We start from the raw sequence: 12792 nt of genomic DNA on the forward strand, positions 1-12792 counted from the left end.
CAGTTTTGGTGTCCGCATATCAGCCCCCACCGGCACCAGCCGCGACAGGATTGGCCAGCCGGCCGTGAAACTGCAGGCTGGCTGTGGGATCGGCCAGATCCAGCATCTGTCGATTATTGGCCAGCTGTAGCCGGTTCAGACAGGAGCGGATGAAATCCGGGGCGAACAGATCATACCTGGCGTATTTATCGTGATACGCCGGATGCGCGTTCTGATAGCGCGTGATGCAAGCCGCCACGCGGTCCCAGAAGCGGGTTTCATCGTAGCCGCAATCACGGGCCAGAATCGGGGCGACATAACGAAAGATCAGATCGAACAGATCGGTGAAGATCGAAAGCGTGCGCACGTCCTCGGGCACGGGGATGGCGATGCGCGCGACATCGGCCGGCAGTGCAGCCGCCGGATCCATCACGGCAATCTCCTCGCCGATATCCTTCATGATCACGCGATCGACCTGATGGTTTTTCATCACCAGGATCAGGTTTTCACCGTGTGGCATGAAGACCAGATCATGGGCATAGAAGCAGTGCAGCACCGGGCCCATGTATGCCCACAGCCAGGCGTCGAGCCAGGCGTCCACGTCGCCGCCGGCGGCCTCGATAAAGGCTGCCAGAACCGAATCGCCGGCCGTGTCGCGATGCAGCAGCGCGGCCATCGTCATCAGTGACTCGCCCTCGCCCAGACGCGTGACCGGTGATTCGCGCCAGAGCGCGGACAGCATCTTGTTGGCCGCATCCGTCTTGGCCAGCCCGGCCTCGAAGCGCGGATGACGATAGCCGATGGCCGCCACCTCGCGCAGGATCGAAAAACCCATGGCCTGCAGCGTGGCGTCGCCCTCGACAAGCGCGGCCAGCCAGTCACAGATCGCCGGCGTGCCGCTCATGTAGTACGGCGACAGCCCGCGCGAGAACCCCATGTTGAGAATCGACAGGCTCATCTTGACGTAGCAGCGGCTGGGCACGTCGTGATTGAACAGGGTGCGAACTGATTGCTGGGCCTGATAGGCGTTGGGCCCGAAGCCCAGATAGACCAGATGCCCGCTTGCCAGCTCGTCGGCAAAAGCGAACACCAGCTTGTTCTGCCATTGCCAGGGATGGACCGGCATATACAGATACGCCTCAGCATCCAGCCCCTGCTCGTCGAGCTGGTTGGCAAAGCGCTCGCGGGTACAGGCATCCAGCTCGCGTGCCAGATGCCCCTCTATCGTGCGGTCCGCGGCGGCGGCCACGCTGAGCCGGCTGCGATGTGCGGCAACCCAGATCAGCCGGATCGGCGTGGCGGCCTCGGGCGCGAAAGCCAGAAAATCGCTGCCGGAAAAGCCCATGCGCCCGTTGTTGGCCACGAACGCCGGATGCCCTTCGGTCATCGCGGCCTCGATCGCCTGAAAATCGGCGCCGGGAAAATCGGCCGCTTTCAAGTGGGCGTTGGCCTGCTTGTAGGCCGCGCTGTAACGCGTGGCCGCAATCTCTTCGAGATAGAGCGACAGCACGGGATCCTGCATGCCCAAGGTGTCACGAAAATCGATCAACAGCCGGGCGGCGTCCAAGGCCACGGGCGTATCGCCTTCAATACAGGCCACCGAGTCGGGGCGTATCTCCCAGTGCCAGAGCGCAAAGCGCCGGGCGCTGAAGCGATAGAGGCGTGTGCCGTCGTCGTTCGTCAGTGCGTAGGTCTCGTTGCCGAGCGCGGCCGGCTCGAACAGCCCCTCGTGGGTGAACTCGGACAGCATCTTGGCCACAAGCCCGCGATCGGCGGCCTGCCAGTGCGCGGGCTGGATATGCGCGATACAGCGGGCGGCTGCGGTAATCGGTTGACCGGTCATGACGGGGCTCCGGATGGCTGCCATTGCGCGTGGCGGGCACGCGCGAGATACGAAAACAGGGCGGTTTTTTCACCGGTATCGATTTCACGTTCGGCCACGAAACCGGCGCGGGCGTTCAAACGATGAATACCGGTGTTGTTGATATCCGGCTCGACGACGATGCGCTCGGCCGTGGTTTGGGCAAAGATCGTGTCCACCACGAACGAAAAGACCGCCCAGGTGAACCCGCGCCGGCGTGTCTTGGGCGGGGCGATGAGAATATGCATGCCGATATCACCGGCGGCCACCGCGTAGAAATCGCCGATCACATCGGCCGCCGGGTCATAGCACTCGACAAGAAACGTCGCCACATCATCGTGGCTGCCGAGCCAGGCCTGGTGCGTGCGCGAGGCCGCGATCCGCGCGAAATAGTCGTGTGTTTCCACAGGCGTGTTGTCGCCCATGCCCCAGAAGCGGGCATGCGGATCGGTCAACCAGGCATGGGCCGTGGGCGCATCGCGGGCCACCTCGAAATCGCGCAGGGTCAGCCGGCCGATGGGTGGCGCCGGCGCCCGCTCAGCCTTCACGGCGCAGGCTCGTATCGGGCGTCGCCTGGGGCTGCTGGCGGGCATCGAACGTCTGGAACGCGATCGCCTGCTCGATGGGATAGACCTCGCGCCCGGTGATCTCGGCCAGGATCACGGCATTGCGATAACAGGCCATGCCCAGGTCCGAGGCGGTGAAGCCGTGGGTGTGCAGTTCGGCGTTCTGCACGAACACCGCGCGCTCGGCCTGATCGATGGCATAGCAGCGCGTCACGTCAAAACGGTTCTGGCTGTCCCAGCGCAGCCGGTCCGCGATGGGCGCGAGATAGTCGGGCACGTGATGCGAAAACCCCGTGGCGAGAACGAGCGCGTCAGCCACATGGGTGAACGCCTGGCCCTGCTCGGTCTGGGTAAATGACAGATGAAAACGCCCGGCCGCGTCCCGCTGCACGTTTGTCAGGCTGGCGTTGGCCTGCAGGCCGATCCCGGTGATGCCGTGGACCTGTTTTTCATACAACGTGTCATAGATCGCCGCCGACAGATCCCGATCGATCCCCTTGTAAAGCGGCTTCTGGGCGACCGCCAGGCGTTGACGCGTGTGCTCGGGCAGCTCGTGGAAATAATCGATGTATTCCGGCGAGGTCAGCTCGAGCGTGAGCTTGTCATAAGCCATGGCAAAGAACCGCGGCGAGCGCGTGAACCAGTCCAGACGATCAGCCGCGCCGAGATAGGCCAACCGGTCGTGAAAGATCTCGGCCGCACTCTGCCCCGAGCCAACGATCGCCACGGACTGGGCGGCGGCCAGCGTGTCCTGGTGCTCGAGATAATCCACGGCGTGAAACACTGGGCCGTCGAGGCCCTGACAACACGCCGGGATAAACCGCTGGGGCCCGGTGCCCAGCACCAGATGACGCGCCCGATATCGCTGCACGGCGCCATCGCTGGGCGCGTGCGTGGTCACGATATAAGTGTCACTCGCCGCGTCGTGTTTGACCTGCGTGACACGCCGATCAAACACGATGCTGGTCAGCTGCTCGACCACCCAGCGACAGTACTGGTTGTACTCCGCGCGCAGCATGAAGAACTGCTCTCGAATATAGAACGCATAGATCCGGCCCGTGGCTTTCAGGTAGTTGAGAAAGCTGTAGGGGCTGGTCGGGTCGGCCAGCGTGACCAGATCCGCCAGAAACGGCGTTTGTAGCGTGGCCCCCTCGAGCAGCAGCCCGGGGTGCCAGTCAAAGCCCGTGTTTTCATCGAGGCAGACGAGATCCAGATCAGCCACGGGTTCGGCCAAGGCGGCCAGGCTGAGGTTGAACGGGCCGACGCCGATGGCGATCACGTCGTGAACATGTGCCGACATGGCGGTGTTATCCGGCATCACGCGTCTCCCGGCCACCCACGACGGCCAATGTCGGCACGCGATCAGCGGCCAGGCGCTCGCCTGTGCACAGCACCAGCGTGACGATCTCGTCCATCTGGTCCGGCGTGGTTTCGGCGTTCAAGAGCGTGAACTTCAGATAGCGTCGCCCGCGTACACGGGTGGCTGCCAGCATCGCCTCGCCGCGCGTGGCCAGATCAGAGCGGATGGCCTCGTTGAGTTCATCCAGCACCGCAGGCGCGAGGCCCAGGCTCGGCCGGAAGCGAAACACGATCGTGCCCAGCTCCGGGGCATGCAACAGATCCAGCCGCGGCTCGGCCAGCATGCGTTGATAAGTGGTGCGTGCCAGCGCACAGCCAGCATCGAACAACCGGCCGATGGCCTCGGCGCCGACGCTGCGCAGGCTCATCCAGAGTTTGAGCGCATCGAAGCGGCGCGTGGTCTGGAGCGATTTATTCACCTGATCGGGCGTGCCCGCCTCCGCGGCCTCGACCGGGTTCAGATAATCCGCATGATGGGTCACGTGGCCCAGATCGGCCCCGCGTGCCACCAGCAGCGCGCTACAGGCTACCGGCTGGAAAAAGGCCTTGTGGTAATCCACGGTTATCGAATCCGCCTGTGCCAGCGCCCGGGTTTCATGCCCGCGCGTGGGAGAAACAAGCAGCCCACAGCCATAGGCGGCATCAACGTGTAGCCACGCCTGATGCCGCCGGGCCAGGCGCGCGGCCCCGGCCACGTCGTCCAGACTGCCAAAATCGGTCGTGCCATAGGTGGCCACCACCGCGATCGGGATCTCGCCGGCGGCGCGGGCGCTGTCCATGGCCGTTTCCAGTGCGTCGATGTCCATGCGCCAGGCGCTGTCCACGGCCACCGGCACCACGGCCTTCTGGCCAAGTCCCAGCAGGGACGCTGCCTTCACACTCGAGAAATGACTCATCTCCGAGGCAAAGATACGCCAGCGCGCTGCCTCGGGCGGCAGCCCGTTCATTGCCACAGAGCCAGGGCCAAAGTGGCGGGCGCTGTAATGCTCGCGCGCCAGGAGCAGGGCCATGAGATTGGACTGGGTGCCGCCGCTAGTGAATATGCCGTCGGCGCTGGCCGGCAGGTGCGCACGCTGGGCGGTCCAGGCGATCACTTTCTGCTCGATCAGCGTGGCACCGGCGCTCTGGTCCCAGGTGTCCATCGAGGTGTTGATCGTCGCAGCGACCATCTCGGCCGCGGCCGCACTGGTCAGCACCGGACAGTTCAGATGTGCGACATACCGCGGATGGTGAAAATAGATCGCCGGGTCGAGATACAGCGGGCCGAGCTCGGCCAGTGCCTCTGAAAAACCGATGCCCGGCCCGTCCAGGCAGACGCGATCAACGGCCGGGCGGAGTTCGCTCGGGCTCGCCCCACTACACGGCCGGCGGGCCCGGTCGATCGCCATGGCCACGGTATCGATCGCGGCGTGCGACTGCTCGAGCAGCTGCTTGCAGCCCCGCCGGTTGACCAGTGTCGCGGCTTCGATGGCGTAGTCGCTGGCGATGTCGGGACTAAAAGATAGCGCCATGATTACTCCTGGGCCGTGGCTGGCCGCTGTTTCAAAACCGGGGCAAGCCTTACATCACCTCGTGATATCTTCATGACACAACAATCGTTCGGTTGTTCCCGGTTCGAGACGAAAGATCCGATACCGCTCACGAATCAGAACCGATAATCGAGCGTTGCGATCACACGACGCGCCTGGCCGAAATAACAATAGGTTTCGTTGAAACAGGCGCTCACATAGTCCTTGTCGAAAATGTTGTCGGCGTTGACTCGCAGGTGCACGCCGTCCAGGTGCGGCGCCATTTCGCCGAGATCGGCGCTGACAAAGCCATCGGCCACCGCATAGTCGGGCACTTTCCGCGTGTTGAGCCCGTTGGCATAGCTTTCGCCCACATAACGCCCGCCCAGGCCGCCGCGGATCCCCAGCGGGAAGTCGTACTGAACCCACAACGAGGCCAGCTGATCGGGCGTACGCACGGGTGTATTGCCGGCCTCGGTGGTCAGGCCCGGCGTATTGATGCTGTCGTCGTATTCGATGCTGTTGTAGCTGTAGCCGGCGATGACGTGCAGCTTGTCGGTGACCGCGGCGTTGGCCGTCAGCTCCACGCCCTGCGAGGACACATCGCCCACACCTTGGTAGACCGGGTTCACGACGCTCACGCGTTGCTGCACGTTCTGTTGGGTCAGGTCGTAAAGCGCGAGTGTGAACAGGCTCTCGGTGTTGGGCAGCTGATACTTCAGGCCCACCTCATACTGATGGCTGTCCACCGGTTCGGGCACGACACCGTCGACCGTGGTGTCGGTGGTCGGGTTGAAGGCCTCGCTGTAGGAGAAATACGGCGACAGGCCGATACGTGACTCGTACAGCACGGCCGCCCGTCCGGAAAAGGCGTTGTCGGCGCGGGCATCGGTATTGCCGTTCAGATCCGAGACATAGCGCCGATCGAGAAAATCCTCGCGTCCGCTGAGTACCAGGTGCAGCCGGTTCCAGGTCATCTGATCCTGCAGATAGATGCCGAACTGCGACAAAGAGCGCTGCTGGTCAGCACTCTTGAACGGTTCCGAGCCCAGCGCGTTACCCGAATAATCCGGGTCAAACGGGTCCAGCGAGGTCACGTCGCCGTTGCCGAAGTTCACCACCGAATTGTTGCGCCGCTGGAAGTTGAAGCCGGCGATGAGCGTGTGACCCACCCCGCCCGTGGCGAAATCAAACTGTGCGTTGTTATCGGTCGAGAACGCCGACAGATCCTCGTTGGCCCCCGAGAAATAACGCGAGAGCTCCGGCCCGTCCCCGGCAAAACCGATCTGATAGACCTGTTCCAGATCGGTATCCACCGAGCTGTAGCGCGAATGCGAACGCAGCTTGACGTGCTCGTTGACCTGATGGGTAAGAACATACGACACCAGCTGCTGCTGGCGCTCGAAGCGCTCGTTGCCGGCCGAGGCATCGACCCAGGATGAATCCACCCGGCGGCCGAAACGATTGTTGTTCACCGATATGTCATAAGGCACGGCCCCATGAAAGCCGCCTTCTGGCTCATCGGATATATAAGCCTGCAACAACAGCTCGGTATCGTCGGAGAGATTCAGGCTTACCTCGGGCATGAGCGTATAGCTTTCGCGCTCGACCACGTCGTACTGGGTGTTCGAAGTATCGGCCTTACCGACGATCCGATAGTTGCCCCAGCTTTTTTCGGGCAACGCGCCGGTCAGATCGAAACCGCCGCCGTAGGTATCAAAGCTGCCGCCGAAAAATCGCAACAGCCCGGCCTGCTCGGCCTGCGGCCGCTTGGTCGTATAGTTGACCAGGCCGCCCGGCATGGCTCGCCCGTAGAGCACCGAACTCGGCCCCTTGACGACATCCACCCGTTCGAGAAAGAACGGATCGATCTGGATATTGGAATAGCTGCCGGCATCCGTCTGCAGGCGTAGCCCGTCGAGAAACGTGTTGTTCACATCGCCAGCCGAGAAACCGCGCAGCGCGACCACGTCCTGGCGCGACGAAGCCCCGGCCAGCCCGGTATAGGCGCCTGGGGTATAGCGAAGCACCTCGTTGATGCTCTGTGAGCCCTGATCCTGAATCTGCGCGCGCGTGATGACGTTGACCGCCTGGGGCGTTTCGATCAGCGGCGTATCGGTCTTAGTCGCCCCCCGGCTGATCGTGGCGACATAGCCCTCGGTCGGGGCAATCGCCGACTGGATACCGGCCGTCACATCGATCGTGGACAGCTCGGCCGGCGTGGCCGGCGCAGCAGGTGTGGCCGATGTATCGCCGCTGGCAGCCGCTGGCACGGGCGCCGCTGCCACGGGCGCCGCTGCCGGCGGCACCGGTGCGCTCTGCGCCATCGCGGCGCAGGGCACACCGGCCGCTGCGATGATCATCCCCAATCGTCGTACGTCACGACGACAGCCCGCTACCCCACGGCCCCATGCCTTGTTTGTCATCCCTGCACATCCCCTTGGATCGGTTGCGATAGACGCCGATCAAGGAATCGGCGTCGTGTCGCGCCAAGTGTAGATGCGAATCATTAGCATTTGCAAATGGGACGCAACGACATTTCGATAGCCGCGCGTCTGTCAGGCGGGCCTAGGGTGTGTTGAGGTTTCATACGAGCGCCGCTTTCGTCGAGAGTCCGCAGTGTGTCCTGCAAGGCGCGAGTCGCCGCGTCGTGGCGTGCCACGATCAAGGCTCGCCAGCGCCACGGCGCCCATCTTCGATTTTTTATGGGCGGCCCAACCCGAAGGGACAAGCGCCCACAAAATGAGCGACACGTCGGCAATACAGCGTTATAGCCCACTAGCCCACTAGCGCAGAATGACACGCTAAGTGGGCTACGCCTCGTCTTGCCGCCCATAGTCGATTTTATGGAGCGCTTGGCGCGGACTCGTATGAAACCTCAACACGCCCTTAGTAAAAAACAGCCACGTTCTGTCGCCCGACGAGAATCGGCTGTCGGTCGTGGTTCCAGATCGTCATGCTTTGGCTGGAATAGCCCTGGCCGATGGTCTCGGCGCGCGACTGGCACAGCCACCAGCCGTCGGTGGTGGCCGGCGCCTCGTCTACCGACTCGAACTGCCAGGTCATGCTACTGACCGGCGCGGGGCCGTCGAACAGCGCCATCGAGGCCGGCGGCAGGGCATCGCCGATGGCGGCCAGTGCCACGATCGTGGATTCGATGGCACGGTCACGATGACGCATCCAGGCCGTGAACACGGGCGCGTCGGCGCTCGACATGGGCAGCGCATCGGCAGCGCGCCGGCTATCGAAATGCTGGGCGAAGTTCGGCCCGCGGTTATTGCCGGCCTCGTCTTTGAAAAAGCCCTGGCAGTCCGCAGCGTCAGCCACATCCGGCGCCGGCAGCCGGTCCACGGCCAACCGTGAGTCGCGACTCTTGCCGAAACAGAACGTGGCGCGCGAGGCCACACCGCCGTCATCGCGCAGTAGATCAGTCCCGGCAAAGACCGCGGATTTGCCTTGGCGCAGCACGTTGGGCACCAGACGCACCCCCGGCCCCGCGGGCGAAACAAACGCCAGCTGGGCACTGCGCAACGGGCCGGCCTCGGGCACATACGACAGCGCCGATTGCAGACAGAGTGCCGCCGACAGGCCGCCGTAGATGGCGCGGCCCTGAAGCCAGTCCTCGGGAATCATGAGCTCGCTGGGGCCCGCCCCGGCGGCCGTTATCTCGGCCAGCAGGCGCGACAGCGGCGTGCGGTTTTCAGCGTTGGATACAGAGTCAGACATGCAGATTTCCGGCGCGGAGCGTTTCCATACGTTAGCGTATTGCGCCTTGCTTGGACTACTGCCCGTGGCCACCGGCTACCGTCCGGGCCAGCACATCGGCCAGCGCGGCCGGTGAGTCACAGATGGTCGTGGCACCGGCGGCCAGCAGTTCGGCCCGGCCCCCGTAGCCATAGCTCACGCCGTAGGCCGCCATGTCGTTGGCCGTGGCGCCGGCGATGTCATAGCGCCGATCCCCGATCATCAATGCCTGGCCGGCCACCAGACCGTGCGTATTCAACACATAGGCCAGCAGATCGGTCTTGTCGGTACGCGTGCCGTCCAGCTCGCTGCCGTGGATATGCACAAAGTATTTCGACAGACCGAAGTGATCGAGAATCTGGCGCGCAAAACACCAGGGCTTGGACGTGGCCACAAACAGCCGCTGGCCGGCGGCCGCGCGTGCGGCCAGCAGATCCTCAATGCCGGGATAGACCGTGTTTTCGTAGAGACCCACATCGGCAAAGCGTTCACGATAGGCCGCCACGGCCATCTCAGCATCGCCGGCCGAGAGCCCGTGAAATGCCATGAATCCCTGCTTGAGCGGCGGCCCGATATAACAGGCCAACGCGCGCCGATCGGCCACATGAATATCAAAGCGAGCCAGCGCGTAGGCCACGCATCGCGTGATGCCCTCGAACGGATCGGTGAGCGTGCCGTCGAGATCGAAGATCAGGTGCTTCAGCATACGGTGGCCGCATGTTGGCCGGCGCGGCGCCCGGTGAACAGACAGCCGCCCAGAAACGTGCCTTCCAGCGCGTTATAGCCATGATAACCGCCGCCGCCGAAACCGGCCGCCTCGCCCACGGCATATAGCCCGGGCACGGGCTGGCCCGTAGCATCCAGCGCGCGCCCGTCGAGATCGGCGTGCAACCCGCCGAGCGTCTTGCGCGTGAGGATATGCAGGCGCACGGCGATCAATGGCCCCTTGGCCGGGTCGAGCATGCGGTGCGGCTTGGCCACACGAAACAACCGATCGCCGGCGTAGCCACGGGCGTTGTTGATGGCGGCCATCTGGGCATCCTTGCCATAGCCGTTGTCGATCTGGCCGTCGCGATCAGCCAGCGTGCGTTTCAGGGCCGCGGCCTCGATCCGGCCCTCGCCCGATACCCGGTTCATGCCCGCGGCCAGTTCATCGACCGTATCGGCCACGATGAAATCCGCGCCGTGTTGTTTGAAGGCCTCGACCGGCGGCGGGCCCCCCTTGGACAGCCGATTGGCCAGCACCGCCCGCCAGCTGGCGGCCGTCATGTCCGGGTTCTGCTCCGAGCCCGACAAGGCGAACTCTTTTTCGATGATTGTCTGATCGAGCACAAACCACGAATACTCGTGCCCGCGCGCGCGGATTGCCTTGAGCGTGGCCAGAGTGTCGAAGCCCGGCAGGCACGGGGCTTCGAAGCGCGCCCCGTCGGCGTCCAGCCACAGCGAGGACGGCCCGGGGATGATACGGATGCCGTGGGCCGGCCAGATCGGGTCCCAATTGGCGATGCCTTCGGTGTAGTGCCACATACGATCGGCGTTGATGATGGCCGCGTGCCCGTCGCGGGCGGTGATATCGATCATGCGGCCATCCACGTGGTGCGGCACGCCCGAGAGCATATGCGCGGGTGGCGCGCCAAGCCGCTCGACGGGCCAGTGCGCCCGCACCTTGTCGTGGTCGCCGCCGATACCGCCGGCGGCCACGATCACGCAGCCGGCGCGATAGGCAAAGTCCCCGACCACCTCACGCGAGGAGCGCGCCCCGCGCGCTACGTCGTCCGTGGCCAGGCGGCTGCCGGCGACGCCGACCACGGCCCCGTCGGCGGTGATCAACGTATCCACTTGATGACGAAAACAAAACGCCACGCGGCCATGGGCTTCGTGCTCGGCCAGGCGGGCGGCGAAAGGAGCCACCACGCCGGGCCCCGTGCCCCAGGTCAGATGAAACCGCGGCACCGAGTTGCCGTGGCCGCCGGCATGCCCGCCGCCGCGCTCGGCCCAGCCCACGACCGGGAACCAGCGCATGCCCATGGCGTGCAGCCAGGCCCGCATGGGCCCGCTGGCGAAATCCACGAACGCTTCGGCCACGGCTTTCGGCCAGGCATCTTCGGGCCGGTCAAAGGCCGCCGAACCCAGCCAGTCGTTCAGGGCCAGTGCCGGCGAATCCTTGATCCGCCAACGCCGCTGTTCGGGGGTATCGATCATGAACAGCCCGCCCAGCGACCAGTGCGCCTGGCCCCCGACGCTGTTGGCGCCCTCCTGCTCGATCAGCCAGACGGTCTTGCCGGCATCGGCCAGCTCACAGGCGGCCACCAGCCCGGCCAGCCCCGCGCCCACGATCAACGCATCACAGTCGGTCTGCATGGCCATCCTCCTCGGTGTTCATTCCCGCTACGCTAAAGCCCGCATTCGGCGCCCACCACTGGTCAATGGTCGCGGGTCAATGGTCGCGGGTCAATGGTCGTGGGCGATCAGCCAATCGGCGATGCGTGACCAGCTGTAGCGGGCCGCGGCATCGCCGGTCAGCGCGCCGACGTGGCCACAGGGCAGCTCGTCGAACATCACATCGCGGCTGGCCACCACGTCGGCCAAACGTCGTGCCGAGGCCGGTGTGGCCTGTTGATCACGCTGGCCGACCACCGCCAGGATCGGCACCCGCACGGCCTCGAGCCCGATGGCCGCACCGGGCATGGGCAGGCGTCCCGTGGCCAGGGCGTTATCGATCCAGAAATGATCGATCACATCCGCCACGAAGCCGCCCGGATAAGCCGCGACGCCGTCGTTGGCGATCGTGCCCACGGCACGCGCGCGCAGTGCGTTTTCTTCTTCGTGGCCGTCGTCGTTGCTCTCGCCGGCGGTGTCCATCGGCCCCCAGCGCAGGGCCAGCTCGCTCATCCAGCCGGGGGCGTGCAGCAAGACCGGCGGCAGGCGCGACAAGGTCATTCCCGTGGCCTGGCGCAGCCGGCGCCCTCGGGCGGCCAGCCGGCGGACCCGGGCGCCCACGGCCCCGTCGTGGTGATAATCGATCGGCGTGGCCACAAGCACCAGATTGGCGACCAGCTCGGGCGCGCTCATCGCGGCATGACACAACGCGAAATGCCCGCCGCCACCCCAGCCGTGCAGGCTCAGCCGTGTACGCCCGGAGTGCACCCGCACGCGAGCCAGCATTTCCGGCAACAGGCCCGAGAAATAATCGGCCAGCCGGCGCCGGTCTTCGGCTCGGCTGGGCCGGCCCCAATCGATGAGATACAGATCGAAGCCTCGGCCGGTCAGATAACGCACCAGGCTGCGCTCGGCGCTGAGGTCGTATACGCCCAGCGCGATCGATAACGGTGGCACCAGCACCAGCGGCGTCCGCGGGGCGCGATTGCCGGCACTGGAATGGCGCGGGTAATGACGCAGCGCAGCACCCGCACGCCGATGGATGACATCGAATACCGCCGGCGTATCCTCCAGCGCGGGCAGCGCGCGCCAGTCCGGCGTGCGGGGCGGTGCCTTCGGCTTGTACCCGGTCAGGCGACGCGTTGTTTTCAGGACATGCGGCAATATCGACATCGGCCACGGCGCAACGTGCAGGTCGTCTCATCATACGACAGCCGCGGCCACGGTTTGATCCCGACGCCCGCGATCAACGCGCAGACCCCGTGTCCGGGCCCAGTCAGACGATCAAACCGCCGATCGACGACCTAGGGGCTGTTGCCGTTTCATGCGAGCCCACGCCAAGCGCTGTTTTGCGGCAAGACGAGGCGTAGCTCACGCCGCGCAGTCATTCTGCGCT

9 protein-coding genes are annotated in these 12792 nt (G+C 64.8%); all 9 read right to left on the reverse strand.

Going from position 1 to position 12792, the window contains the following annotated elements; translation table 11 throughout:
• Positions 1 to 19: 19 nt before the first annotated feature.
• Positions 20 to 1822, reverse strand: a complete 1803-nt coding sequence (locus tag SAJA_RS15005; RefSeq protein WP_123659483.1) for an IucA/IucC family protein — start codon at positions 1820 to 1822, stop codon at positions 20 to 22.
• Entirely contained in the window at positions 1819 to 2388 is a 570-nt protein-coding gene (locus tag SAJA_RS15010; RefSeq protein WP_184999934.1) for a GNAT family N-acetyltransferase, read from the reverse strand. Before SAJA_RS15010 ends, SAJA_RS15005 begins: the two co-directional genes overlap by 4 nt.
• Positions 2378 to 3724 carry a lysine N(6)-hydroxylase/L-ornithine N(5)-oxygenase family protein gene (locus tag SAJA_RS15015; RefSeq protein WP_245963351.1) on the reverse strand — a complete coding sequence of 449 codons (1347 nt, stop codon included), beginning with the start codon at positions 3722 to 3724 and terminating at the stop codon, positions 2378 to 2380. The genes SAJA_RS15010 and SAJA_RS15015 overlap by 11 nt, the downstream gene beginning before the upstream one ends.
• The gene (locus SAJA_RS15020) at positions 3714 to 5276 is read right to left on the reverse strand and encodes a pyridoxal phosphate-dependent decarboxylase family protein (protein ID WP_123659485.1); all 1563 of its coding nucleotides are present in this window, start codon (positions 5274 to 5276) and stop codon (positions 3714 to 3716) included. Before SAJA_RS15020 ends, SAJA_RS15015 begins: the two co-directional genes overlap by 11 nt.
• A gap of 134 nt (positions 5277 to 5410) precedes the next feature.
• The gene (locus SAJA_RS15025) at positions 5411 to 7636 is read right to left on the reverse strand and encodes a TonB-dependent siderophore receptor (protein WP_123659486.1); all 2226 of its coding nucleotides are present in this window, start codon (positions 7634 to 7636) and stop codon (positions 5411 to 5413) included.
• A 526-nt stretch (positions 7637 to 8162) separates the two neighbouring features.
• A complete protein-coding gene (locus SAJA_RS15030; protein WP_123659487.1) occupies positions 8163 to 8999 on the reverse strand; it encodes a thioesterase family protein in 837 nt (278 codons plus the stop codon).
• A 55-nt stretch (positions 9000 to 9054) separates the two neighbouring features.
• Positions 9055 to 9723, reverse strand: coding sequence for an HAD hydrolase-like protein (locus tag SAJA_RS15035; protein ID WP_123659488.1), 669 nt, complete (start codon positions 9721 to 9723; stop codon positions 9055 to 9057).
• Positions 9717 to 11378 (reverse strand): FAD-binding dehydrogenase, encoded by a 1662-nt coding sequence (locus tag SAJA_RS15040; RefSeq protein WP_123659489.1) that lies wholly within the window; start codon positions 11376 to 11378, stop codon positions 9717 to 9719. The genes SAJA_RS15035 and SAJA_RS15040 overlap by 7 nt, the downstream gene beginning before the upstream one ends.
• Before the next feature lie 90 nt (positions 11379 to 11468).
• Positions 11469 to 12569: an alpha/beta fold hydrolase gene (locus SAJA_RS15045; protein WP_123659490.1), complete on the reverse strand. Its 1101-nt coding sequence runs from the start codon at positions 12567 to 12569 to the stop codon at positions 11469 to 11471.
• Positions 12570 to 12792: the final 223 nt, after the last annotated feature.

This window comes from Salinisphaera japonica YTM-1, assembly GCF_003788585.1.
In the GTDB taxonomy this organism is placed as follows: Bacteria; Pseudomonadota; Gammaproteobacteria; order Nevskiales; family Salinisphaeraceae; genus Salinisphaera; species Salinisphaera japonica.

Bases quoted from the DNA above. Each gene is read 5' to 3' on its own strand.
- SAJA_RS15005 (WP_123659483.1), bottom strand. From the start codon at position 1,822: ATGACCGGTCAACCGATTACCGCAGCCGCCCGCTGTATCGCGCATATC.
- SAJA_RS15015 (WP_245963351.1), bottom strand. From the start codon at position 3,724: ATGCCGGATAACACCGCCATGTCGGCACATGTTCACGACGTGATCGCC.
- SAJA_RS15020 (WP_123659485.1), bottom strand. From the start codon at position 5,276: ATGGCGCTATCTTTTAGTCCCGACATCGCCAGCGACTACGCCATCGAA.
- SAJA_RS15025 (WP_123659486.1), bottom strand. From the start codon at position 7,636: ATGATCATCGCAGCGGCCGGTGTGCCCTGCGCCGCGATGGCGCAGAGC.
- SAJA_RS15030 (WP_123659487.1), bottom strand. From the start codon at position 8,999: ATGTCTGACTCTGTATCCAACGCTGAAAACCGCACGCCGCTGTCGCGC.
- SAJA_RS15035 (WP_123659488.1), bottom strand. From the start codon at position 9,723: ATGCTGAAGCACCTGATCTTCGATCTCGACGGCACGCTCACCGATCCG.
- SAJA_RS15040 (WP_123659489.1), bottom strand. From the start codon at position 11,378: ATGCAGACCGACTGTGATGCGTTGATCGTGGGCGCGGGGCTGGCCGGG.
- SAJA_RS15045 (WP_123659490.1), bottom strand. From the start codon at position 12,569: ATGTCGATATTGCCGCATGTCCTGAAAACAACGCGTCGCCTGACCGGG.